The organism is Streptomyces sp. NBC_01363 (assembly GCF_026340595.1).
GTDB lineage: Bacteria > Actinomycetota > Actinomycetes > Streptomycetales > Streptomycetaceae > Streptomyces.
This window is the reverse complement of record NZ_JAPEPF010000003.1, coordinates 48,295-69,168: the sequence shown is the minus strand read 5'-3', so window position 1 is coordinate 69,168 and position 20,874 is coordinate 48,295. Positions and strand designations below refer to the sequence as shown.

The 20,874-nt window shown below is 66.6% G+C and carries 24 protein-coding genes and 3 pseudogenes; 8 read left to right on the top strand and 19 right to left on the bottom strand.

Going from position 1 to position 20,874, the window contains the following annotated elements; genetic code table 11:
- Positions 1-22: 22 nt before the first annotated feature.
- The 3 genes from OG611_RS39950 to OG611_RS39940 form a co-directional block, all read right to left on the bottom strand.
- Positions 23-190 (bottom strand): hypothetical protein, encoded by a 168-nt coding sequence (locus OG611_RS39950; protein ID WP_266431533.1) that lies wholly within the window; start codon positions 188-190, stop codon positions 23-25.
- Positions 169-885, bottom strand: coding sequence for a hypothetical protein (locus OG611_RS39945; protein ID WP_266431531.1), 717 nt, complete (start codon positions 883-885; stop codon positions 169-171). Before OG611_RS39945 ends, OG611_RS39950 begins: the two co-directional genes overlap by 22 nt.
- 88 nt (positions 886-973) lie before the next feature.
- The gene (locus tag OG611_RS39940) at positions 974-1,945 is read right to left on the bottom strand and encodes a cytochrome P450 (protein ID WP_266431529.1); all 972 of its coding nucleotides are present in this window, start codon (positions 1,943-1,945) and stop codon (positions 974-976) included.
- Between the two features lie 946 nt (positions 1,946-2,891).
- On the opposite strand from OG611_RS39940, the gene OG611_RS41005 reads away from it, so the two are divergent.
- Complete coding sequence (locus OG611_RS41005; protein WP_353962577.1) at positions 2,892-3,032, top strand: transposase; 141 nt, start codon at positions 2,892-2,894, stop codon at positions 3,030-3,032.
- Positions 3,033-3,073: 41 nt separating this feature from the next.
- Here the strand turns inward: OG611_RS41005 and OG611_RS39935 are convergent, their stop codons facing one another.
- Both OG611_RS39935 and OG611_RS39930 read right to left on the bottom strand, forming a co-directional pair.
- Positions 3,074-3,793 carry an IS6 family transposase gene (locus tag OG611_RS39935; protein WP_266431526.1) on the bottom strand — a complete coding sequence of 240 codons (720 nt, stop codon included), beginning with the start codon at positions 3,791-3,793 and terminating at the stop codon, positions 3,074-3,076.
- A 121-nt stretch (positions 3,794-3,914) separates the two neighbouring features.
- Positions 3,915-4,396, bottom strand: a pseudogene (locus OG611_RS39930) (transposase); the annotation flags it as partial.
- Between the two features lie 243 nt (positions 4,397-4,639).
- On the opposite strand from OG611_RS39930, the pseudogene OG611_RS39925 reads away from it, so the two are divergent.
- Positions 4,640-6,105 (top strand): annotated as a pseudogene (locus OG611_RS39925) (NF041680 family putative transposase).
- 598 nt (positions 6,106-6,703) lie between these two features.
- Positions 6,704-8,113, top strand: coding sequence for a group II intron reverse transcriptase/maturase (ltrA, locus tag OG611_RS39920; RefSeq protein ID WP_323180339.1), 1,410 nt, complete (start codon positions 6,704-6,706; stop codon positions 8,111-8,113).
- 301 nt (positions 8,114-8,414) lie between these two features.
- On the opposite strand, the gene OG611_RS39915 is transcribed toward ltrA, so the two are convergent.
- From OG611_RS39915 to OG611_RS39885, 7 genes are all read right to left on the bottom strand, one after another.
- Entirely contained in the window at positions 8,415-8,750 is a 336-nt protein-coding gene (locus OG611_RS39915; RefSeq protein WP_266431524.1) for a hypothetical protein, read from the bottom strand.
- Between the two features lie 346 nt (positions 8,751-9,096).
- Positions 9,097-9,240: a hypothetical protein gene (locus tag OG611_RS39910; protein WP_266431522.1), complete on the bottom strand. Its 144-nt coding sequence runs from the start codon at positions 9,238-9,240 to the stop codon at positions 9,097-9,099.
- Between the two features lie 45 nt (positions 9,241-9,285).
- A complete protein-coding gene (locus OG611_RS39905) occupies positions 9,286-9,789 on the bottom strand; it encodes a hypothetical protein (protein WP_266431520.1) in 504 nt (167 codons plus the stop codon).
- Positions 9,777-10,325: a hypothetical protein gene (locus OG611_RS39900; RefSeq protein ID WP_266431518.1), complete on the bottom strand. Its 549-nt coding sequence runs from the start codon at positions 10,323-10,325 to the stop codon at positions 9,777-9,779. The genes OG611_RS39905 and OG611_RS39900 overlap by 13 nt, the downstream gene beginning before the upstream one ends.
- A 294-nt stretch (positions 10,326-10,619) precedes the next feature.
- Entirely contained in the window at positions 10,620-10,880 is a 261-nt protein-coding gene (locus OG611_RS39895; RefSeq protein ID WP_266431516.1) for a hypothetical protein, read from the bottom strand.
- Between the two features lie 74 nt (positions 10,881-10,954).
- Entirely contained in the window at positions 10,955-11,590 is a 636-nt protein-coding gene (locus OG611_RS39890; RefSeq protein ID WP_266431514.1) for a class I SAM-dependent methyltransferase, read from the bottom strand.
- Positions 11,591-11,650: 60 nt separating this feature from the next.
- Positions 11,651-12,127, bottom strand: a complete 477-nt coding sequence (locus OG611_RS39885; RefSeq protein ID WP_266431512.1) for a hypothetical protein — start codon at positions 12,125-12,127, stop codon at positions 11,651-11,653.
- Between the two features lie 133 nt (positions 12,128-12,260).
- On the opposite strand from OG611_RS39885, the gene OG611_RS39880 reads away from it, so the two are divergent.
- The 3 genes from OG611_RS39880 (at position 12,261) to OG611_RS39870 (ending at position 14,424) form a co-directional block, all read left to right on the top strand.
- The gene (locus OG611_RS39880) at positions 12,261-13,517 is read left to right on the top strand and encodes a sensor histidine kinase (protein WP_266431510.1); all 1,257 of its coding nucleotides are present in this window, start codon (positions 12,261-12,263) and stop codon (positions 13,515-13,517) included.
- Entirely contained in the window at positions 13,505-14,149 is a 645-nt protein-coding gene (locus OG611_RS39875; RefSeq protein ID WP_266414222.1) for a response regulator transcription factor, read from the top strand. The genes OG611_RS39880 and OG611_RS39875 overlap by 13 nt, the downstream gene beginning before the upstream one ends.
- 107 nt (positions 14,150-14,256) lie before the next feature.
- Positions 14,257-14,424, top strand: coding sequence for a hypothetical protein (locus OG611_RS39870; protein WP_266414224.1), 168 nt, complete (start codon positions 14,257-14,259; stop codon positions 14,422-14,424).
- 245 nt (positions 14,425-14,669) lie between these two features.
- Here the strand turns inward: OG611_RS39870 and grpE are convergent, their stop codons facing one another.
- The 3 genes from grpE to OG611_RS39855 form a co-directional block, all read right to left on the bottom strand.
- The gene (grpE, locus tag OG611_RS39865) at positions 14,670-14,972 is read right to left on the bottom strand and encodes a nucleotide exchange factor GrpE (protein WP_323180344.1); all 303 of its coding nucleotides are present in this window, start codon (positions 14,970-14,972) and stop codon (positions 14,670-14,672) included.
- Between the two features lie 339 nt (positions 14,973-15,311).
- Positions 15,312-17,177 carry a molecular chaperone DnaK gene (dnaK, locus tag OG611_RS39860; protein ID WP_266414226.1) on the bottom strand — a complete coding sequence of 622 codons (1,866 nt, stop codon included), beginning with the start codon at positions 17,175-17,177 and terminating at the stop codon, positions 15,312-15,314.
- Positions 17,155-17,643 (bottom strand): Hsp20/alpha crystallin family protein, encoded by a 489-nt coding sequence (locus OG611_RS39855; protein WP_266425380.1) that lies wholly within the window; start codon positions 17,641-17,643, stop codon positions 17,155-17,157. The genes dnaK and OG611_RS39855 overlap by 23 nt, the downstream gene beginning before the upstream one ends.
- 232 nt (positions 17,644-17,875) lie before the next feature.
- Here OG611_RS39855 and OG611_RS39850 point away from each other — a divergent pair, with 232 nt between their 5' ends.
- Positions 17,876-18,235, top strand: coding sequence for a hypothetical protein (locus tag OG611_RS39850; protein ID WP_266414228.1), 360 nt, complete (start codon positions 17,876-17,878; stop codon positions 18,233-18,235).
- Complete coding sequence (locus OG611_RS39845; protein ID WP_266414230.1) at positions 18,232-18,546, top strand: hypothetical protein; 315 nt, start codon at positions 18,232-18,234, stop codon at positions 18,544-18,546. The genes OG611_RS39850 and OG611_RS39845 overlap by 4 nt, the downstream gene beginning before the upstream one ends.
- Before the next feature lie 178 nt (positions 18,547-18,724).
- Here OG611_RS39845 and gvpJ read toward each other — a convergent pair.
- The 4 genes and pseudogenes from gvpJ to OG611_RS39825 all read right to left on the bottom strand — a co-directional run.
- Positions 18,725-18,843 (bottom strand): annotated as a pseudogene (gvpJ, locus tag OG611_RS39840) (gas vesicle protein GvpJ); the annotation flags it as partial.
- A 35-nt stretch (positions 18,844-18,878) separates the two neighbouring features.
- Positions 18,879-19,865, bottom strand: coding sequence for an SRPBCC family protein (locus OG611_RS39835; protein ID WP_266414232.1), 987 nt, complete (start codon positions 19,863-19,865; stop codon positions 18,879-18,881).
- A 6-nt stretch (positions 19,866-19,871) separates the two neighbouring features.
- Complete coding sequence (locus OG611_RS39830; protein WP_266414234.1) at positions 19,872-20,534, bottom strand: histone protein; 663 nt, start codon at positions 20,532-20,534, stop codon at positions 19,872-19,874.
- Positions 20,513-20,785: a gas vesicle protein GvpG gene (locus OG611_RS39825; protein ID WP_266414237.1), complete on the bottom strand. Its 273-nt coding sequence runs from the start codon at positions 20,783-20,785 to the stop codon at positions 20,513-20,515. Before OG611_RS39825 ends, OG611_RS39830 begins: the two co-directional genes overlap by 22 nt.
- Positions 20,786-20,874: the final 89 nt, after the last annotated feature.

Sequence of the window (20,874 nt, the reverse complement as noted above, 5' to 3'; positions counted from 1 at the left end):
CACCCGACACACCATCAGGCACTCACACACCCAACAACGTGACAGCGCCGGCGAGTGTGGTCGATCCGGTCGAACGCCGCCGACAGCGCCCCGAGTACGAGGACCGCAGCACCGTGCACACCTGGGCCCGGTAGCGGGCCTCGTTCGCCGCCTCCGCGGCCAGCGCCTTCAGCGTGGACTCCCCGGCCACCGGGAAATCACCTTGCGGACCGTGCTGCCCAGCTGGGCAAGACCGCGGCCTCCGCCAACCTGAGCAGGATGCCCTCCTTGCCGCCAATCCGCTTGAGGTCCTTGGCGAACTCGCCCTCGACCTTCTTCTCCGCCCGCGTGTTGATCCGCTGCACCAGCTGGATGAACAACTCCCCCAACGAATCGGTGATCTCCGTCTGCCGCACATGACAGCGCAGCCAGCAGCGTGTACCGCACCGGTCCGGCTGCCGCCCGCAGGTCCGAGGTGTCCTTCGACGCCCGCGCCCGCCACGCCGTCACCAGCTTCTCCGACACGTCCCCGAACAACTTCGGCGCCAGCTCCTGCGCACGCACCCGCTGCAGCTTGTTCACCACCGTCAGCAGACTGTCCAGGCCCAGCGCCCCCGGCTCCGCCTTCAGCTCGGAGAGGAACGTCACCCCGCCGCCCGCCGAGTCCTCGACACCGCCGTCCTCAGCGACCAGGTTGTCCAGCCGGGACCGAGTCGCCGCCGAGAGCCGATCCACGGTGGCCGCGCAGAACCGTTCGTGGAAGGTAGTGACCGCCGAACCGACCAGGCGGGCGATGCGTCCCGGTGTCGGCGGCTCAGCGACCTGCCGGATCTTCGCCTCGGGCCGCGACTCGTACAGCGCGACCGCATCCGCCGTGAACTGCGGCGGACAGTTCATCACGACCACGAGATGTCCGTTCCCAGATCCTCAGGATCCAGTGTCTCGTGTGTCCATGATTCGAGCTCAAGGCCGTGCCGGTTCTGCCAGCCCTGCCCTACGACCGAGTGCCCAGCAGTACAGGAACGTCGAGCCGGCCATTGAGCATGAGGGAGGGGAAGTGCTGGAGGGCGGCGTCGGGTACGGCGATACGGATGCCCGGGAATCGTTCGAACAGTGCAGGCAGCGCTGTGGTGGCTTCGAGCCGGGCCAGCGGCGCACCGATGCACACATGAGGTCCGTGACCGAAGCTGGTGTGTCCGCCTTGCGGGCGTCGGGTGATGTCGAAGGTGGACGCCTCAGGACCGTAGCGTTCAGGGTCGCGGCCCATGGCCAGATAGTTGACCAGCAGAGGGTCTCCGCGCCGCACATCCGCGTCGCCGATCCGCACAGTCTGCGTGGCGTAGCGAGCGAAGAAAGAGGCGAGGGGAGCGTCGTAGCGCAGGATTTCCTCGACAGCACCGGCCCACAGTGCCGGGTCTCCCGTCGCACGGCGCAGCTGCTCGGGGTGGGCGAGCAGCGCACGAAGACCATTGACCAAGACGTGCACGGTGGTTTCGTGGCCCGCCCCGATCACCACCAGGAGGGTGCCGATCAACTCCTCGTCGGAGTAGGGCTCGTCGACGCAAGCGGCCAGCAAGCCGCTGACGAGATCATCCCCGGCCTCCATCCGGCGACGAGTAATCAACTCGGTGATGAGCTCACGGATTCCCCGGACAGCGGCACTCTTCCGCTCGGCGGTCACGGCTTCACTGAAGAAGTCCTCGAACAGCACGCGCAACGTCTCATGCCAGCCCTCTGGGATCCCCAATAATGCGCCAATGACCTTCATCGGAACCTGGAACGCGAAAAGGGTGCGGTAGTCTACGATCCCTGCGTCGCTGGCCGCGGATGCCTCGGCAAGTCGGTCCAGTTGCTCCTCGACGATGGCGCTCACCCGACCACGCAGAGCCTCCACTCGTGTCGGCGTGAGTGTCCGGGCGAGCGGGGCCCTCAGTCGGCGATGCTCCATGCCGTCCACGGTGATCATGCTACGTGGCGTGTCCACGACGGCCCGCAAAGGCCAATCCGCCGGGACCTCTCCACGCTGCCAGGCGTGCCATACAGCGATGTCCTTCACGAAACGAGGGTCGACCAGCAGTGCCCGCCCCAACGTGTCGGACGTCACCACCCAGGCAGCCAAGCCGCCTGGGAGCTCGACAGGGACAAGCGGTCCGAAGTGCCGGAGAGGAGCCGCTTGACGGTGCAGATCACCGTCGGAGGGGGCGATCCGGAGAGCGGGGCGGGACAAGGCCAGATCCACGGGCGGTACTCCGTTTACCTAGAGGGGGCGGGAAGGGGTAGGCCCCTGCTGTTTCCTCGCACCAGCATGACGGAAATCGCACTCACGACGAAAGTGTCTCGGCTGAACTGCCGAGGCCAGCCTCAAAAGGATCAGTGAACCCTCGGGCGACAGAGCTCGGCACGTCGTGATCTGAGTCCACACGGCATGTCTCGTGCTCAGAGATGGGTGTCAAGGCCCACAGTGCCCAGTGCCCGAAGCTGGTCAGGGCTGCGACGGCCGTGGCGGCACCCGCACGAGACTGTCTCCCGCTCTCCTGGGTATTGGGGCCATGGATGGCTCCGCTCCCGGGTGAGATCAAGGCGCGTTCTCCGATTCTCCGTCGACAGCGGACGACCGACCCCGGCTCATGTCCGGGGTCGGCGACTACAGAGGTCTCTCCTTACCTGAGTTTTTTCCTTGGAATCGCGCGGCAGACCGAGTGGACCGGTGCTGTCCGCGCCGGTCTGGCAAACGCCGCCACCGGAGACCGCTGTTGCGAGTTCGACGGTGTCAGTGATCGTTGTTGCCGTGTCCGTCGTCTCCGTGGCCGTAGCCGTAGTCATCTGTGGGGTGGGGGGAGGGTGAAGTTCCCCCCGATGTCAGGACAGCTTGATACTGGGACGTATGGGTCCCGGAGGAAGCAGTCCAGGTAGTGAGTAAGAAGAGCAACACGAGCAAGCGGTACACGGCGGAGTTCAAGAAGGACGCCGTCGATCTCGTCCGTTCCTCCGGGCGGACGGTGACGGAGGTCGCGCGAGGGCGCTGTCACGTTGTTGGGTGTGTGAGTGCCTGATGGTGTGTCGGGTGTGGTGGGGTCGGGTTCCGGCTCCGTGCTCAGGCCGCGGCGGGCAGGTCGGCGACGCCGGTGATCTGGTCCCAGATGGCGAAGCGGGTGGTCATCTCGGTGCGGTATTCGGGGGCGGTCATCAGGTGGCGGCGTGGTCGGAAGTGGGGTGAGATGCCGCTGAACGCGGACAGGAACTGCTGGGCTCCGCCGACGCTACGGAAGCCTTTCATGGCGCGTTCGCGCTGGCGGGTGGGCTGGTGGCTGTTCTCGGCCCGGTTGTTGAGGCCCTTGTGGGCGCGGTGTTCTACGGAGGGCATGACCTCGCGGTGGGCCGCGCCGTAGGAGCGGAGCTTGTCGGTGACGATCACCCTCGGCACCGAGCAGGTTCTCTTGAGCAGTTTGCGGAAGAAGCGCCGGGCCGCGGCCTTGTCCCGGCGGGACTGGACCAGGATGTCGAGCACGTTGCCGTCGGCGTCAACGGCCCGCCACAGGTACTTCTGCTCTCCGTTGATCTTCACGAAGACCTCGTCCAGGTGCCACTTGTCGCCGGGCCGGGGCCGCCTCCGGCGCAGGCCGTTGGCGTAGGCCTGCCCGAACTTCGCACACCAGTGGCGGACCGTCTCGTGGGAGACGACCACGCCGCGCTCGAGCATCAGCTCCTCGACCTCGCGGAACGACAGCGGGAAACGGAAGTACAGCCACACCCAGTGGGCAATGACCTCGACCGGGTACCGGTGCCCCTTGTACGACGGCGATGCGCTGTCCACGGACGACCCCTCCCAGCATGACCAACCAGAAGATCATCCCACCCAGTCAGTCAACGTGACAGTGCCTCCTGGCGCCATAGACATGGAAGTTGGCCTCGTGGACCTCGGTGATCAGCTCCTTGAGGGCAGCATCCCGCACCTGCCTGGCCGAGGGGGTGACCACGCGTTTCTTCGCCGCGTAGTAGGTGGACGGGGCGATCTTGCAGTCGTGCTCGGTGAGTGTCCTGCAGATCGGCTCGACGCCGCCGAAGCGGCCCTTGTGCTCGTCAATGAACGCTACGAGCGTGTGTGTGGCCGGTCGAGCTCGGCCGCGAAGAAAGACGCCGCGGCCTTCAAGATGTCGTTGGCCCTTTTCAACTCGGCGATCTCCTTCTTCATCGCCTTGATCTGCGCGGACTCCTCCGTGGTCGTCCCCGGACGCTGCCCGGAGTCGATCTCGTCCCGCTTGACCCAGTTCCGCAGAGTCTCGGCCGAGCCGATACCGAGCTTCTGGGCGACCGCCCTCAGCGCGGCCGACTCGTTCGGGTAATCGCCACGAACCTCAGCGACCATACGGACCGCTCGTTTGCGCAGCTCAAGGGGATACGAAGAGGGGCGTGCCATGACTCAATCCTTTCACGGAATCGAGTCTCCATTCGAACCGGGGCGGTTCATGATCAGCTCACCGATGCGCCGAAGAACGCTCTTGGCGCCATTCGAGGGTTGTTGACTGCGCAAGAACTCCCTCCGTGCGAGTCCTGAGTTCAGCCTCCCAACTTCGAACCGATCGAACTTGAGGCAGGTTTGCGCAGTTCGCCGGACGTGGGGGCGGCCTTCGTCTGATCATGTGCTCCGACCAAGGTGCATATGACCGAGACGAAGGCCGTGAGGGTGAGTCTGCTGCCTGATGCTGTCCGAGGGGAGGCGTTCGCGGAAGCGTCACGCTTCCGGGGAGAGTTCTACGAGTGTCTGACCGCTCGGCGTGACGAGTTGTTCGAGCTGGTGGACGCGGTGCTGTGTGCGGATGGTGCGGTGAAGTCGCCGGTGGACTTGACGCTGTTGCCCGAGCATCGTCGTGGGCACGGGGCGATGTACGGCGGCTGAACCACGGCCGGATCGATGTCGATCGGCTGCGGACGGCGCTGGCCGGGCTGTCGCTGCCGCGTTTCGACGGCGGGCGCCTGGTGCTGGCGGTCGATGTGTCGCCGTGGTTGCGCTCGGACGCGCCGTGCTCAGCGGAGCGGTTGTTCTGCCACGTCTACGGCCGTGCGAAGACGGCGTCGCAGTTCATTCCGGGCTGGCCCTATTCCTTCGTTGCCGTGCTGGAGCCGGGCGCCACGTCATGGACCGCGATCCTGGACGTGGTCCGGCTCGGACCGGTGGACGACGCGACCGCAATCACCGCCGGCCAGCTCCGAGGAGTCGTTGAACGGCTTATCACCGCGGGCCAGTGGCAGGCCGGGGACCCGGACATCGTGATCGTCAGCGACGCCGGCTACGACGTCACCCGCCTGGCCTGGGTCCTGCGTGACCTGCCCGTCGAGCTGGTCGGCCGGGTCCGCTCCGACCGCGTGATGCGTCTGCCGAAACCACCCAGGCTGCACGGCGTCAACGGCCGGCCGCCCAAGCACGGACCGGAATTCCACTTGACGAAGCCGGAGACCTGGCCCGAGCCCGCGATCACCACAGCCACCGACACCACCAACTACGGCAAGGCCGAAACCCAGGCATGGGACCGGGTCCATCCCCGGCTCACCCACCGCTCCGCCTGGCTCGACCACGAAGGTGAACTGCCCCTGGTTGAGGGAACGTTGATCCGGCTGAAGGTCGAGCACCTATCGAAGGAGCGGGATGCTCCGCCGGTGTGGCTGTGGTCCTCGAAGACCGGCGCCGCCCCCGACGATGTGGACCGTTGCTGGCGGGCATTTCTCCGCCGCTTCGATCTGGAGCACACCTTCAGGTTCGCGAAGCAGACACTCGGCTGGACCACCCCGAAGATCCGTACCCCCGAGGCGGCGGACCGCTGGACCTGGACTCTGGTCGTCGCCCACACCCAGCTCCGACTCGCCCGGCCGCTCGCCGCAGACCTCCGCCGGCCTTGGGAGAAACCCGCTGCCTCCAGCCGGCTCACCCCTGCCCGGGTCCGCCGGGGGTTCAGGAACATCCGCGCTCACCTTGCCTGCCCGACCCGTGTTCCCAAACCCACAGGCACCGGGCCCGGACGGCCACCCGGCGCCAAGAACAAACGCAGGGCACCCCGCTACGACGTCGGCAAGACCGTCAAACGCCCCGAAACCCTCAAGGCCATCGGCAAGCCTGGAAGATCCTGGTAGATAAAGAACAAGCGTACGTCCAGCAGTCCGGGCGTCATCGCAGCTCAGAAGGGATGTGGGGATGTAACCGGACGTCAAGCTCAGGACAGCCAGCCGGTGTGAGTCCGGTTCGGGGAGACGCCAGGGTCCCCGGTAGCTGACTCCCGGCGTCGCTCGAAATGGTGGCGTCGAAGTGGAGTGACAAGCGCCCTCCGGGGGCGTGCAACCGACCAGTCCGCAACATGAAGTGAAGCCTGCAGCGTCGTCATTTAACCCCCGCTCCGCTTGGGGCGGGCCAAGGAGGAGCCGAGCCTGTGCTTGTTTGGCGAAGGCCACGGAAGACGATCTCGGACCTGGAGCGGTCGTTGAAGAACCTCCCGGCGTAAGGGGCGTGGAATGGTTGGAAGGTTGTTCTGGGAACTGGAGAGAGCCTCCTCGGCCCCGGGTTTGCGGCCCGGGAAGCGTGGCCTTCCTATAACCGGCAGAACCGGGAAATGGCAGGTTGCCGAGAGGCGGTCGGAGGGGGTCGTAGTAGTGGTGATCGGCGGGACAACACAACCCGCTGGGAGCGAAGGGCCCCTGCTTCATCGATGTGATTCGCGAACAGGGAGGGACCCGGATGAGTGCCGTTTCGGCTAGTTCCATCCGCCGGGAGGAAAGCGCCGCGGGACCGGGCCGCCGTCCTCTGGACAAGGTCCGAGCCCTGCAACGGGCGCTGTACCACTGTGCCAAGCAAGAGCCCGAACGCCGGTTTCACGCCCTGTATGGCCATGTCCACCGCATGGACGTTCTTCGGCGGGCATGGGCCGGTGTGTGCGCAAACCGAGGCGCCCCTGGCGTGGACGGTATGACCGTCGACGCGGTGGAAACCTCGGGGGTGGATGCATTCCTCCAGGACCTTTCGCGGAAACTGCGGATGTATACGTATCGTCCGTCAGTGTTGCGGCGGGTCCAGATTCCCAAACCGGGGCGGCCTGGGGAGTTCCGGCCGCTTTCGATCCCCACCGTGGCGGACCGTGTGGTGATGACGGCTGCGAAACTGGTCCTTGAACCAGTATTCGAGGCTCAGTTCACCGAGGCGAGCTACGGATTCCGGCCGAAGCGGTCCGCGATCGACGCCTGCGAGGCAGTGCGTGTCGCGGCGAACCAGCGGCGGGAGTGGGTGTTCGAGGCCGACATCCGGGACTGCTTCGGCACGATCGGTCATGAGGCGCTGATGGCCCAGGTGGCCCGGCGTGTGGTGGACCGGCCGATGCTGAAGCTGATCCGGGCCTGGCTGAGGATGGGAGTTCTGGAGGGCGGGGTGACGTCCCCGACCGGGGCGGGAACCCCGCAGGGATCACCGATTTCCCCGTTGCTGGCGAATGTCGCGCTGCACGTTCTCGATGAGGCGTGGCAGCGCGAGGGCCGCCGGCTGGGGACGCTGGTGAGGTACTGCGATGATTTCGTGGTCCTGTCGCCGACCGAACAACGGGCGGAACAGGCCCGTGAGTTAGCGGCACGAGTGCTGGAAAGACTCGGTATGCGGTTGCACCCCGAGAAGACCGGCATCGTCTGCCTCACCCGAGGCGGGCAAGGATTCGATTTCCTCGGCTTCCACCACCGGAAGAGGGAATCGTGGAAATGGCGGGGCAGGTACTACTTGCAACGCTGGCCTTCAGCCAGAGCGATGTGGGTACTGCGTGACAAGGTCCGCGCGGCGACCGCTCGCTCGAAAACTGAGCGGCCGGTATCCGCCGTAGTAACCGATCTCAACCCCGTACTGCGGGGATGGGCTGCGTACTTCCGCAACGGAAACTCCGGAAGGAAGTTCAACGTGGTCGACGGTTACGTCCACGAGCGGCTGGCGATCTCGCCAGCACGAAACACAGACTCGCGGGCAGGAATTGGGCCACCCGATTTACTTATGGGTGGATCACCCGGCTCGGCGTCTACCGTCTTACCGGAAACGTACGCAGGGCGACAGCGCATGCCAGTCGGTGAACGATGTCGGAAAGCCGTGTGCGGGAGAACTGCATGCACGGTTTGAAGCGGCGGGGACTGGAAACGGAGCGTCAGCAACCGCGCCAGTCCCCGACCCTACTAATAGGAGGGCTCGGTGGCCCGACATCCGATGAGCAGTTCGCAGCCCCAGCTTCCCGCACGGTCCCCGGTCTCTGGAAGGAGCTCGGCGGCTCGCGTAGTGAGGGAGAGGTGGCCGTACGGACGGCTCAGGTCACGATCATGACGTCATCGTGGAGATGTTCGACGTGCTTCGGCAGGTGCACGGTGACGGGGCCCTCTGCCTGTGGAGAGGAGTCCGGCTCCAGGTCTTGAGTAGGGGTCACCCGTCACCGTGCACAGCTATTAGGTCTTGAGCATTGCTCCGCGCACAGCCTGCACAGCCCGATCACCGGCATCGGACCGGCACCGATCAGGGTGTGCGAGGAAGAGCTCTCGTAGAGGGGGCGGTAGCAGCCGGGGCACAGTCGGCAGTCCTCGAGTTCGTCCGCCGGCAGCGCGTGCGGACCGAGCAGCGGCACGATCCGCACGAGGTGCTCCCCGGCGTCGGCCCACAGCTCCATCGGTCGTTCCGCGCTCCGCTCGAAGACGACACCGCTGTCCCGGCCTTCGCTGGTGCGGATCCGGGCCAGCGTGTCGACGCCTTCTTCGGGGTGGTTGGGCATGACACCCCCTGGCCGTCGTCGTCGTTGCGCAGACGCAGCGCCCACGAGACCGGAGCGCCGTCGATCTTGGCAGAGGAGGATGCCGTTGCCGGACTGGTGGATGTTGTCGCTTGGCGTCCAGTTACATGTCTCGGGGCAGCGCCTTGACGGCCCGCTGCTGTTCGCGGGGGTCGTTGAAGGCGGCGATCATCCGGTGGAGTTGCGCCCTGACCTGCTGTTTCACGCCACATCTGCTCCCGGGGCCGGTGTTGCACCACCGCGTTGCAGTCACATGCAGGAGACCCCGGGCCAGCGCGCGGCTCCGGGGTCTCCTGCGATCCGGCTCAATGGCCGGGCGGCGACGGTGTCACGCCCACTCCACGCCCAGTTTCCGCAGCGCGACCAGCTGCGCCTGGGCGAGATGCGCTTGCGCGGGGCGGCGGAGGCCGCTGCCCCGCGCCGGGCCCGAGCGCCGCCGGCCCACCGACTGGCGGCACAGTGAGACCGACAAGGGGAGGGTTCCTGTCCGGCAACTTCGGCCATCGTGCTCGCTGGCCTACTGTTCGGCTGTGAGAGCCCAGTGAACCGTCGAAGGGGCCGTTACCCGCACGGTACCCTCGCTGCGCGCTCTCTTCAGATGGACTTCGTTGTAGGTGCTGCTGACTTCCTCGCTGACACACTCCAGCGGAAAGGAGAGCCCTACGGGGTCGACGGTGACGTTGAGCGTTCCCTTGCCTTGGCAATTGACCTGGATGGCCAGCATCCCGGCGCCGATTTCCTTGGTCAGAGGAAGTTCGGCATTTCCGTGCTTGGACGCAACGGAAATCAGAACCTGCCCGTCATTGGCAGGCTTGGGTGCCCGGGAAACCGTCTCGCCCTCGATGTGCTCGGCCCGGTCACTGGTCTGGGTGGGACTGGGCTGCGCGGATCGCGAGGCGGGTGGTTCGGACGGTGAGGGCTTCGCCTCTCCACTGCATCCGGTCAGTACCAGCGCAGCCACGACAGCTACGGCGAGGCCGGAAGAAAGCCGGGCGGGAACCGGGACGATCAGCTCTCCCACAGGTACCAGCCCACCTTCATGGGGGTATAGCTGGTAATGGTCTTCACTGCCGAGGTCTTGCAGTTGCTGTAGATCTTGTAGCTCGTGCCGGTGTTCTTGAGCCGGTAGACGCCGTACTTGGCGTTCGTCGTCTTCTTCGGCGGTGTGTCCACCGAGATCGAGTTGCCCAGCTTCGCGGTCAGCTTGGCGCTCAGGCTGACGTCGTACTTGCCCTCGATCTTCGCGATCATCACGTCGACGCTGGTCGACAGGCCTGCCGTGACGCTCACTCCGACCTCACCGGTGACCTCGGAGGTGAACGTCGAACGCGCCGTACGTGATGTCCCGTTGTAGTTGGCGTTCGTCGGTCCCACAACCTTGTGGTACTTGGTGCCCTTGGTCTTGGGCGTGTAGATGGCCTGCGTCGGACCGCAGTACTCCCCGTTCGTCGTGTCCCCAGGCTTACCGGGCCGAACAGTCTCCTCCGGCTCGGGCTCCGGATCCGTGGCGTCGACCAGGTCGTCCTCCTCCGGCTCGGCCGGAGGAGCGGTGTTCACCGGCTCCGGGTCATCGACAGAAACAGCCGACACCGGCTGCGCGTACGCGGGCGCAGCCGCAATCCCTGCGAGTACAGCGAAAGCAATGACGGAACCCACTGATCCCTGTCGGATGATGCTCATGAGGCACCTTTCCCCCCAGTCGTCCCCTGTCGGGACGGCGTGGCCTCAGTAAGTCACACACATGATCGAAAACCCAGAGTCATCACAAAGAACTGATCGTAACTTGAGACTGGAGGCTTCCCTTCCGCGCGGATGGGCAACTGTCGGGTGAGCGTGGCGGGGGGCCTTGGGTCAAGGCCCCCTATCGATGCACAACGCAGGGCCGCTGGGGAGGTGCCTACGGGCACCGCGTGCGGGGGAACTCGGGCGCACATTCACAACGAGCACCTCCTCAGCGAGCCGGATCTTCGCCCGGCGCAGACCGTCGAGTCGAACCTTCAGCGCCTCGGCCTCGACAGGATCGGACCAAAGTTCGTGCGGCGACCTCATGTCAATGCCCGGTTTGACGACAATCTTTCCGGCTTTGATCTCCCGCAGATCGGCCTCGTTCATCTCAACAGGACCTCGGTCGTGGCCGAGCGGGCGTCCGGCTCCGGCCTCCCGGGGCAGTACACCCGGGCCCGTCCCTACGCTGCCGCGGCGCAGGGGCGGAAGCGGGCTAGGTAGGCGAGGGTGGAGCCACGGTGTGCGGCCAGGTGGAGGCCGGAGTCGTCGGCGAGGCGGTGCAAGGTGCCGAAGGGGATCCAGTGGCGGTCGAAGAACTCGCCGACCACCAGTCGGCCGCCGGGGGTGAGCACCCGGACCGCCTCGGCCAGCAGGCGCTCCGGCTCCGGTACCTCGCCCAGTGCGGTCACCAGGTACATGGCGTCGAACGTGCGGTCAGGGGAGGGGAGTTCACGAGCGTCACCTCGGGTGGGCGTGATGTTGGCGACGCCGTGCCGTTCCGCGCGGCGCATCACGTGGTCGAGCATCTCCGGCTGGATGTCCAGGACGTCCAGCCTTCCGTCCGGGCCGAGTTGGGGAGCGACGTGCAGCGACTGCAGGCCGGTGCCGGGACCGACTTCCAGCACCCGCTCACCTGGCCTGGGCCGCAGCACGGCGTCCAGGCGGTTCGCGGTCAGATACGGCAACGGCAGGTCCAGCAGCTTGTGTTGGGCGTACGGGTAAGGGGCCTTGTCGCCGAACCACAGGGCGCCGGCGGCGACGGCACCGGCGGCGAGCGCCCAGCGGACGGCGGGCTTGGCCAGGACGGTGTGGGACATGGATCTTTCCTTGGGAGCGGATGGTGGCGTGCGGGAAGGAGGCGGGGTCGGGAGCGAGGGTCAGGCTGTCTGGCGGGCAAACCCTCGTACCGCCAGCACGACGCACACCACCGCCAGTGGCAGTTCCGCGCCGAGCGCCATCGCTATCGCCGAGACCCGATCCGCGCCCGGTGCCGCGGTCATCGTGTCGAACCAGGCGTCGACCACCAGCAGCGTCGCGGTGGCGGTGGCCGTCAGGGCGTGCAGGTGGTGGCCGCGCATGGCCAGCAGCCCCGTGGCGATCAGTCCCAGCGCCTCCAAGGCGTCCAGGCCGATCCAGGCGGTGCACCAGTTCGAGGCGATGGCGGTCCCCGGCAGCCCGTTGGCCAGCACGACCAGCCACGGCAGCAGGGCCAGCCCGCAGCCGACCAGGACGTGTTCCAGGCGGTACCGGCGGCGGATGCGCGGACCGGTCGAGCCGCGGGCCTCGTCCTGAAGTCGGCAGACGCTCAGCGTGCTCATCGGATCGTTCTCCTCGCGTTCCTGGCGTTCCTTCACGGCCTCAAGCCTCGTCCGCCCGGCGCTCATGGTCAGTAACGCGAATGTCCGTTGTGGGGGTGGCACTAGCTACACCCCGAGGCGGATGCTCTTGCCATGGCCCGCCCCCGGCCCGGACACCTACCGTTTCCCCATGCACACAACCGCCCGCCTGCGGCGCCTACTTCTGTTCCCGTTCCAGGGAGCCGGACGACCGGTCTCGTTCCTCGTCACGGGCGTCCTCGTCCAGCTCGGCGTCCTCTTCGTCGTGTCCCTGATGTGGCTGCTCTTCGTCCCGGTCCTCGACCCGGCGGGCCAACTGCCCGTCGCGGTGTTCGTCGCGTTCACGGCCATCGTGCTCGCCGGGCCGCTGCTGACCGAGGTGCAGCGCGGCCGCTTCCGCACCCGGCTCGACGTGGCCATCCCCTCGCCTTACGCGGGACAGCGGCCCCGGCTGCCGGAGTGGCTGCGATCCCGGGCGGGGCACCGGCAGCTCAGGTACCACCTGCTGGACGGGCCGCTGCTCGCTCTCGCGGGGTCTTTCACCCTCCTGGCATGGGTCGTGGCCGTCACCGCCACCTCGATCTACCTGTGGATCTGGCTGGTGCCGCTGGACTGGCGCGTCGACCATCCCGGCTACTACACCTGGGCGGCGTACGTCACCGCGGCGGGGCTCGCCCTGCTCCACATCGCGCGGTTGTCGACCGACGCCCTCTCCCGGCTCGACACCCGCACCGCCACCGTCCTGCTCGGGCCCAGCCGCGAGGAGCAGTTGGCCCGCCGGGTCGAGGACCTGACCGAGAGCCGGACCGGCCTGGTGGACGCGGTCGACGCCGAACGGCGGCGGATCGAACGGGACCTGCATGACGGCGCTCAGCAGCGGCTGGTCTCCCTGGCGGTCAACCTCGGCCTGGCCAAGGCCACGCTCCAGGACCTGCCCGAGGACGCCCGCCAGGTGATCGATGAGGCGCACCGGGAGGCGAAGGACGCGATAGAGGAGCTGAGCGGCCTGGTGCGCGGACTGCACCCGGCCGTTCTGGAGGACCGCGGCCTGGACGCCGCGCTGTCCGGCATCGCCGCCCGAGCACCCATCCCGGTACGGGTGAAGGTGGACGTGCCGTCACGTCCGTCTCCCACGATCGAGGCGGTCGCCTACTTCGTCGTCTCCGAAGCGCTGACGAACGTGGTGAAACACGCCGAGGCCTCCAGGGCCGAGGTCACCGTGGAGCGCTTCGGAAAGACGCTGCTGGTCGTCATCAGCGACGACGGCGTGGGCGGCGCGGAACCCACCGGTGGTACCGGGCTGGCAGGGCTGGCCAAGCGGATCGCCTCGGTCGATGGCACGCTGTCGGTCGACAGCCCCGTCGGGGGGCCGACCGTCATCACCGTGGAGCTGCCGTGCGTGCCGTGATCGCCGAGGATTCCGTACTGCTCAGGGTCGGGGTGGTCAAGGTCCTCGAGATGGCCGGGTTCGAGGTCGTCGCCGAAGTGGGCGACGGCGAGGCACTGTTGGCCGCGGTGGAGGAGCACCGGCCGGACATCGCCGTGGTCGACGTCCGTATGCCCCCCGGTTTTACGGACGAGGGCGTGCGTGCCGCGCTGGTCATCAGGCAGCAGTGGCCACAGACCGCGGTGTTGCTGCTCTCGCAGTATGTGGAGGAGCGGTACGCGGCCGATCTGCTGTCCGCCAACACCTCCAGCATCGGCTATCTGCTCAAGCAACGCGTCGCGGACGTGGAGGAGTTCGTGGGCGCGCTGCGCCGGGTCGCGGCCGGCGGGACGGCGCTGGACCCGCAGGTCGTCTCGCAGCTTCTGGTGCGCCGCCACAGCGGCCCGCTGGACCGGCTCACCCCGCGGGAACGCGAGGTCCTGGAGCTGATGGCGGGCGGCCGGTCCAACGCCGGGATAGCGGGGCAACTCGTGGTCAGCGAGAGCGCGGTGGCCAAGCACATCAACAACATTTTCGCCAAGCTCGACCTGCCGAAGGCGGACGCCGACCACCGCCGGGTGCTCGCCGTACTGAGCTTCCTCGGCGTGGCCTGATCTCGGCCCACCCTGCGGACCGCATCCCCTGCCACTTGGGCCTTTCCAGCCTTTCTCCGGCATGACATCCGGGCGTCCGAGGTGGTGCCGGCGCGTCCCGGGACTCCGTGCCCAATATCGCCAACCGTGGGGTGGCGGATGCGCCGGGTCCGGTCCGGGCCAAGCAGATCGTCCCCAGGATCGGGCTTGCGGCCGAGGTCGGGAAGATCGAGGGCACGCGGTCGAAACTGAAGCGGCTGGTGGAACGGGGCTGGCTGGACGAGGACGCCCCGTGACTGTTTACCCCGGCCCGCCGCCGGACGGCTGTCACGCCCAACTCCCTTTAATAGAAGGGCTCTTCCGCCTGCATTCGAAGGTGCCAACCGTGTCGGATGCAGGATGAGAAGAGCCCCGGAGATGGAACAGTACGACACTCATGCCACCGCTGACCCCTTTGCCTGCTCGGTCAACGCCTTCGAGACGCTGATGGGCACCCTGTCGGGTGACCAGGCGAGCGAGGAGGCTGGCCAGTCGGTCACCGTTACGCCGGGTGGGACGGCGGCTGCTGACTGGTTTCCCGGTCAGGCGGTTCGGCGACCGAAACCTGAGCGGGGCGCAGGAGTTGATCGCCGATCCGGTAGCCGCGGCGCAGCACGGTGGCGCAGGTTGGCTGCTCGACCGTGTCCGACAGTTCGTGGGTGACGGCCTCGTGCCGGGTGGGGTCAAAGGGTTCTCCCGGCATTCCGACGGTCTCCAGCCCGAGGCCGGCGAGATGGTTCTCCAGGACGTCGGCGACCGCCTTCAGACCGCCGGTCACTTCGCCGTGCTCGCGGGCCCGGTCGATGGCATCCAGGACGGGAAGCAGCCCGGCCAGAACGTTGGCCCTGCGATCTCCCGGATCGCCAGGCGATTGCGCTGCATCCGCTTGCGGTAGTTGTCGTACTCGGCCTTCAGTCGCTGAAGGTCGGCCGTGCGTTCGGCGAGCTGCGCCTCCAGTTCGGCCGCCTGGCCGCCCTGTGCGGGTCTCGCTCTGCTCCGAGAACGGCGCTCTTCTTCCCGCGACCGGTCTCCCGTTCGGCCGCCGCCTGGTCGGGTTTCCTCGGCTGGAGTGTGACCGGGGCGATGCGCCGGCGGATCACGACAGGCGGCGGCTGCTGTGGCGATCGAGACTTGTTCGGCCGGTTCATCGCTCGCCGCCCTCCGTCCTCTCGTCGTCGACGATCTCCGCGTCGACGACCTCCTCCTCGTCGCTCCCTTGCCCGGCCTGGGGCGCGGAGTCGGCGTCGCTTCCGGCGCCCTGTGCCTGGGCGTAGAGGGCGCTGCCGATCTTCTGCGAGGCTGCGGCCGCCTTCTCCATGGCGGTACGGATCGCGGCGGTGTCCTCGACCTTCAGCTTCTCCTTGACGTCCGCGAGGGCGGCCTCCGTCTCAGTCTTCACGTCACCGGGGATCTTGTCCGCGTTGTCGGACAGGAGCTTCTCGGTCTGGTAGACGAGCTGCTCGGCCTGGTTGCGGGTCTCGGCGGCCTCGCGGCGGCGCCGGTCCTCCTCGGCGTGCACTTCGGCATCGCGCATCATGCGGTCGATGTCGTCCTTCGGCAGGGCGGAGCCGCCGGTGACGGTCATCTTCTGCTCCTTGCCCGTGCCCAGATCCTTCGCGGTCACGTGCATGATGCCGTTGGCGTCGATGTCGAATCCGACCTCGATCTGCGGGATGCCACGCGGGGCCGGCGGCAGGCCGGTCAGCTCGAACATGCCGAGCTTCTTGTTGTACGCCGCGATCTCGCGCTCGCCCTGGTAGACCTGGATCTGCACGGACGGCTGGTTGTCCTCGGCCGTCGTGAAGATCTCGGACCGCTTGGTCGGGATCGTGGTGTTGCGCTCGATGAGCTTGGTCATGATGCCGCCCTTGGTCTCGATACCGAGGGACAGCGGGGTCACGTCGAGGAGCAGTGCGTCCTTGACCTCACCCTTCAGCACACCCGCCTGCAGGGCCGCGCCGATGGCCACGACCTCGTCCGGGTTCACACCCTTGTGCGGGTCCTTCCCCGTCAACTCCCTGACCAGATCTGTCACCGCGGGCATGCGCGTGGAACCGCCCACCATAATCACGTGATTGATCTCCGAGACAGAGATCCCCGCGTCCTTGATCGCGCTGTGGAACGGGCCCTTACAGCGGTCCAGCAGGTCCTGAGTGAGCCGCTTGAAGTGGGCGCGCGTCAGCTTCTCGTCCAGATGCAGCGCGCCCTCGGACGACGCGGTGATATACGGCAGGCTGATCGTCGTCTCCGTCGCTGCGGACAGCTCGATCTTCGCTTTCTCCGCCGCCTCGCGCAGCCGCTGCGTGGCCATCTTGTCCTTGGACAAGTCGATACCGTACGCGTTCTTGAACTGCTTGGTCAGATAGTCGACGATCCGCTGGTCCCAGTCGTCACCACCCAGGTGCGTGTCACCGTTGGTGGACTTCACCTCCACCACGCCCTCGCCGATCTCCAACAGCGAGACGTCGAAGGTGCCGCCACCCAGGTCGAACACCAGGATCGTCTGGTCGCTCTCCTTGTCCAGACCGTACGCGAGCGCCGCGGATGTCGGCTCGTTGATGATCCGCAGCACCTTCAGGCCCGCGATCTCACCGGCCTCCTTCGTCGCCGTGCGCTGGCTGTCGTTGAAGTACGCCGGGACGGTGACGACCGCGTCTGTCACGTCCTCACCCAGGTACGCCTCGGCGTCCCGCTTCAGCTTCTGTAGCACCCGCGCCGAGATCTCCTGCGCCGCGTACCGCTTGCCGTCGATGTCTCCGGACTCCGGGAAGCGCCACTTGGTCTCGCCCATGTGCCGCTTCACCGACCGTGCGGTGCGCTCGATGTTGGTCACGGCCTGGCGCTTGGCGACCTCACCGACCAGCACCTCACCCTTCTGCTTCGAGAAGCCGACCACCGACGGTGTGGTCCGCAAGCCCTCTGCGTTGGTGATGACGGTCGGCTCGCCGCCCTCAAGGACGGCGACCACGGAGTTGGTCGTACCCAGGTCAATGCCTACCGCCCGTGTCATCACTCGCTCCCTTCAAACGTGTGTTCCGGATACGTGACCCCCTCGGCTGTCGGCTACCCGAGGGGCAGCCGGAACGAGGAGCCGACGGGGCGGGGGGACGGAGAGCGGGCCCCTCTCGACTTTGCTGCCGCTCAGACGTTGATCTCCTTGGGTGAGCCGTTTCCGGCCCTGATCTCGATCTACGCGGCTTGGGCCGCTCGGCGACCGGAATGGTCAGCCGCAGCACGCCTCCGTCGTAGGAGGACGGTCGGTGTCCAGCGTCTCGCCCAGGAACAGCCGCCGGCTGAATGGATCCGGTCGGGCGCTCCGCGATCAATACATCGCTGCCGTCGCTGGACGCGCTGGTCCGGCGCTCCGCCTTCACGGTGAGCACGTTCTGTTCGACATCCAAGTCGATGGAGTCGCGCTCAACGCCAGGCAGGTCCAACTCGACGACGAAGGCGTCGCCGTCACGGAAGGCGTCCATCGGAGTCACCGGGAGCCTCGTCGCGGTGCCGAACACCTGCCGTGTCAGCCGGTCCATCTCGCGGAAGGGATCGATTCGCCTGAGCATCCTGTTCGCCCCTTTCCAGTCGGTTATGACCATGGCGATACCACCTATATAACTCGCCGCAATAAACTTGACAAGGGCACAGTCAAGGTTGCGCCGATGCAGACGTGACGGACGGAGTGGATCCTGAGGGCAGGAGGGCTTTGCGATGGCGCAGCGGCACGAGGCTACCTACAGGATGATCGCGGGCCTGCTCGACAGCAGCCACATGATGACCCTGGAACAGCTGCCCGTCCGTGTGTCGACGTACGCGGCGGCAGCCGGACTGCACGACATCCAGATCTACCTGTGCGACGTGCAGCAGGACGTACTCCGGCTGTTCGCCGGCTGCGGACCCGATACCGCCGGACGCGTCGAGACCGGGCCGCCCGAACTGCGCGTGGACTCCACACTGGCCGGGCGGGGATTCCAGAACGGCGAGGTCCTCCTCGTTCCCCGGACTGGGCGGGAAAGCCTCAGGAAGCCCTTCACGTCGGCGACGTGGGTTCCTCTTAGGCTCGGCACATGACCGAGAACGAGATCCAACTCAAGGCCATCGCCGCACTCACAGCCCTGCGCGGTGGCGTCGGCGCGGGCTACGTCTCCGACTTGCTCGGCGAGGTCATCCCGACACACTTCCTCGTCCCCGACACCGCAGATCCGGCGGAGGTCGGTCTGGCCGTGCTGAACCAGCTCTCCGAACCTCTGAGCTCCCTGATCAACGGCTTCGTGCTGGCCTTCGAAACGGTCGCGGACGCGTACGACCGCACAGACCCGGTGACGCCCATCGACGCGATGCTGCAGGCGCTCGCCCTGGATATCGCACGCGACGCCGACTGATCCACACCGACGTCAGGGCCACTCGTTGCCCACCGCTTGGGCGCCCCGGTCCTCCAGCCGCGTACTGCCGCGCGAATCGAGCGGGCAGACGAAGACGTGGCCTTCGATGCGCGGGATCGGCCACACCTCGCCCCCACCGCCAAGGACGCGAACGAGTGCTCTGCCCGTGCGAGGTATTGATGTCACCGGCGATCACGATCCCCTTATCGAGAACGCGTTCGAGGATGTCGGCAAGATTGGTGGTCTGCGGCCCCGAGACGAGGCAAGCCCCCCTGCCTGAAAGTCGACGTCGGTCACGGCGTCGTCCCGGTCCTCTTTCCTCCTGGAGGGTGTTACGTCCTCTCATCCTCATCCTCATCCTCATCCTCATCCTCATCCTCATCCTCGTCCTCGTCCTCGTCCTCGTATCCGTCTTCCTCTTCTTCATCGTCCTTGTAGTCGGCGCCCTGCTCGTCCTCGTCCTCGGGCTCCTCGCCTTCTACGTCCTCCTGCTCAGCGGCCTCCTCTTCCATGGCGTCTTCGTGAGACACGACGACTTCACCATCCCGAATTTCGCCGCGCCAGCCCTCGGGCTCTTCCTGGGCGAGGGAGACGTATCGCTGAAAGTGCTTGAAGTCGAGTCGCATTCGGCGCCCTTGGGCGCGCCACAGGTTGCCCGTCTTCTCGAAGAACCCGGACGGGTAGTACTCCACGACCAGGACGATTCGAGTCAGGCTGGGTGCCAACTCATGGAAGCTGACCGCACCACGGGTTGTGCCCTTGGCTCCCTCGGATGTCCATACGATGCGGTCGTCGGGAATCTGTTCCTGGACAGTCGCTTTGAAGCTGCGCGAGGAAGGGCCAACTTTGACCTTCCAGTCACTGGCCATCTCGTCGTTCTTCGAGACGTCGCGAACGCCCTTCGCGAAGCTGCTGAACTGGTCGTACTGCGTCCAGTAGTCGTACGCGACGCGCAGGGGCACTCCCACATCGAGAGCCTCGATGATGTTCATGACTTTGCCGCCGCTTGACTTACGTTTCCCCTTTCCGCCGCCGAATGCTTCCTTGACCTTCCCCACGACGTTGTCCTTGAGGCCCTTGGCTTTCTCCCCGACGAATGCCTTCAGGGGAGAGTCGCCCTGGAGGATGCGGGAACCGATTGCGGGAAGCGATCCGCTCTCGGCCACGTCGGTGAGCTGCTCCGTGACGTCGGTCAGTTTGTCGCCCGCCTTCTCGGCGAGTCTCTCCACTTGCGCAGTGAGGAAGTTGGACAGCTCTTCGCGAAGCCGACCCGCACCTGACTTTTCCACTGCGGGCTGGGCACTTTCCGTCCTGGTCATGACTGGCTACCTCCGACGATCGGCGCGCTTGGATGCTGCTCTCTTCGACGGAGCCGTCTTTCGGGTCGCGGTCTTCTTCGCCGGAGCCGTCTTCCGGGCCGCCGTCTTCTTCGCCGTCCGAGGCTTCTCTCCTTGGGCGGGAGCGGCCTTCTTGCGAGCCGCGCCTCCTCTGGGCTCCCTTCTGGGCTGGGCTGATCGCCGAGTACTGCGCCGCTGCGGCTGCGTCTCTTCCGGTGCTTCCTCTTCCTCGTACTCTTCTTCGTCGTATTCGTCTTCCGGCTGTCCTTCTTCTTCAGGCTCTTCCTCTTCAGGCTCCTCCTCTTCCTCGCCCCCCTCGTCCTCCCCCTCGTCCCGCCTCTCGCCGAGCCGGGCCGTACGGTCGCTGAGAGCGTCGGCCAGCGAACTCATGCCCCGGTCGGCAGCGGCTGTCACTGCCTTTCGGCCCGCGTCGAGGACTTCCCCTTTCAGCTGCTCCTGCAGCTCGGCGAACTGGGGTATCTCGCCGAGTCTGCGCATCCCTTCGGCGGCAAGCTGTCGGGGTTCAAGGCCGAATCGTTTGCCTGCCAGATAGGTTGCAATGGTCAGGGCAAGCCGGCCCTTCTTCGTCCGGCCCAGCACATAGCCGCCCACTACTGCGGCCGCGAGGGTCACCTTGGCTGTGTCATCCATGAGTGCGTCACCTTCGATCGTTCGGCTCGGGGGCCGACTTCTGCAGCATGCAGCCGGGCGAGCAGCCGTTGCTCTTCCCGTTCGAACTCCTCCAGGCTGTTGTCTCCGTCTTCAAGTTCCTGGTTCAGTAGAGCCAGCTGAGCACGGAGCACTCCTGGGTCGTGCAGCTCGCGCTCGACAGCATCGCTGAGCTTCTCCGCCACCCAGACCACGCCGCGGACCGGTGCGATGGGGAGCGCGGGCAGTCCCATGTCAGACTCCGGCGGTCCGAACGTGAGTGCCGCTCGACGTGTTCGCGGTGCGCGTCGGAGAATCGCTCCGCCACGCATCGGAAGTCGCT

Coding starts and splice junctions, on each gene's coding strand:
- OG611_RS39940 (WP_266431529.1), bottom strand. CDS start 1,945: ATGATCACCGTGGACGGCATGGAGCATCGCCGACTGAGGGCCCCGCTC.
- ltrA (WP_323180339.1), top strand. CDS start 6,704: ATGAGTGCCGTTTCGGCTAGTTCCATCCGCCGGGAGGAAAGCGCCGCG.
- OG611_RS39915 (WP_266431524.1), bottom strand. CDS start 8,750: ATGCCCAACCACCCCGAAGAAGGCGTCGACACGCTGGCCCGGATCCGC.
- OG611_RS39895 (WP_266431516.1), bottom strand. CDS start 10,880: ATGAACGAGGCCGATCTGCGGGAGATCAAAGCCGGAAAGATTGTCGTC.
- OG611_RS39890 (WP_266431514.1), bottom strand. CDS start 11,590: ATGTCCCACACCGTCCTGGCCAAGCCCGCCGTCCGCTGGGCGCTCGCC.
- OG611_RS39880 (WP_266431510.1), top strand. CDS start 12,261: ATGCACACAACCGCCCGCCTGCGGCGCCTACTTCTGTTCCCGTTCCAG.
- dnaK (WP_266414226.1), bottom strand. CDS start 17,177: ATGACACGGGCGGTAGGCATTGACCTGGGTACGACCAACTCCGTGGTC.
- OG611_RS39855 (WP_266425380.1), bottom strand. CDS start 17,643: ATGGACGCCTTCCGTGACGGCGACGCCTTCGTCGTCGAGTTGGACCTG.
- OG611_RS39850 (WP_266414228.1), top strand. CDS start 17,876: ATGGCGCAGCGGCACGAGGCTACCTACAGGATGATCGCGGGCCTGCTC.
- OG611_RS39845 (WP_266414230.1), top strand. CDS start 18,232: ATGACCGAGAACGAGATCCAACTCAAGGCCATCGCCGCACTCACAGCC.
- OG611_RS39835 (WP_266414232.1), bottom strand. CDS start 19,865: ATGACCAGGACGGAAAGTGCCCAGCCCGCAGTGGAAAAGTCAGGTGCG.
- OG611_RS39830 (WP_266414234.1), bottom strand. CDS start 20,534: ATGGATGACACAGCCAAGGTGACCCTCGCGGCCGCAGTAGTGGGCGGC.
- OG611_RS39825 (WP_266414237.1), bottom strand. CDS start 20,785: ATGGGACTGCCCGCGCTCCCCATCGCACCGGTCCGCGGCGTGGTCTGG.